This window comes from Loktanella sp. DJP18, assembly GCF_049310965.1.
Taxonomy (GTDB): Bacteria; Pseudomonadota; Alphaproteobacteria; order Rhodobacterales; family Rhodobacteraceae; genus Loktanella.
The window spans coordinates 1-1,376 of the sequence record NZ_JBMERN010000319.1 but is presented as its reverse complement, the minus strand read 5'-3'; the positions used below and the strand labels follow the sequence as shown (position 1 = coordinate 1,376).

1 protein-coding gene is annotated in these 1,376 nt (G+C 59.5%); it reads left to right on the top strand.

Features of this window, described 5'->3' with window-relative positions; all coding sequences use genetic code 11:
• Positions 1-1,225: IS1380 family transposase (locus ACOI1H_RS25580; RefSeq protein WP_422441138.1), on the top strand; the 1,225-nt coding region annotated here is incomplete at its 5' end.
• Positions 1,226-1,376: the final 151 nt, after the last annotated feature.

The following is a 1,376-nucleotide window of genomic DNA, read 5'->3' as shown; positions in this document are numbered from 1 at the left end:
TCGGTTGGGATTGGCTGGTGTGCTGGCGTCCTGCCTTACGGACCTACGCGACCCAGGGAAGGTGCGGCACAGCCTGGAAGACATCATCCGGTTCCGGATGATGATGATTGCGGCCGGGCATGAGGACGGCAATGACGCGGCAGATCTTCGGCATGATCCGTCCTTCAAAATCGCTCTGGAGCGCAATCCGGAGACGGGTGCCGCCCTGTGCTCCCAGCCCACAATCTCGCGAATGGAGAACCTGCCCGGAAGACGTGATCTGATCCGGATGGGACGGGAGATGGTCCGTTTTTATTGCCAGTCCTTTGCTCGTGTGCCCGGGCAGATCGTGCTGGATATCGACGACACCTTTGATGCAGTTCACGGGCATCAGCAGTTGCGTCTGTTCAACTCTTACTATGATGAATATGGCTTCCAACCTATCGTTGTCTTTGACGGAGACGGCCGACTGGTCGGGGCCCTGCTCCGCCCGGCACGACGCCCCAAAGGAACTGAGAGTGCAGCGCATCTGCGCCGGTTGATCCGAGAGGTCCGCAAGCACTGGCCCAAGACCGAGATTTTGTTGCGGGCTGACAGCCATTACTGCACGCCTGAGGTGCTTGATCTGTGTGACAAGCGGGACCTGCGCTATATCTTCGGCCTGAGCCGCAATTCTCGCCTCCACGAACAGGTTCAGGCCTTGGAAGCCTCGACGGCAGTCCGCTACACGCGCAATGGTGGCCAGAAGGTCCGGCGGTTCAAGACATTCGCCTATGCCGCCGGGTCCTGGTCAAAAGCCCGCCGCGTAGTGGCCCGGGTAGAGGTGAGCTCCCGGGGGCGGGACACCCGCTACATCGTGACCAATCTGGACGGAGGGCGCGGCAAGCATCTTTACGAGAAGGTCTATTCTGCCCGCGGTCAGGCCGAGAACCACATCAAGGGATGGAAGACCCATCTCGCCTCGGACCGCACCTCTTGTACCAAGGCATCGGCCAATCAGATGCGGCTCATGCTGCATGGCTGTGCCTATTGGATCTGGTGGAACCTCCGCGCGGCGTGTCCGAAGCGATCCCAATGGCGGCATGCCCAGTTCGATACTCTGCGCCTGCACCTGGTCAAACTGGCCGCCACCATAGTCGAGAAGAAAACCCGGATCGTCATGACGCTGCCCGCCTCATGTCCGCGTCAAAGTCTCATCCGGCTGCTATTTGACGCACTGGCTCCACCATCGCCTATATTGCGCTGAATAAACCGCCCCGCCCACCCCGAAACACCAACCGACAAAGCCCAAAACAATCAAAACGCCCGATGCAAAATCAGGGTGCAGATCAACCATGCGATGCCGGAATGCGGAAGGATGCCAACAGCCCATTACGCACCAAAACAGGCATCTCGTG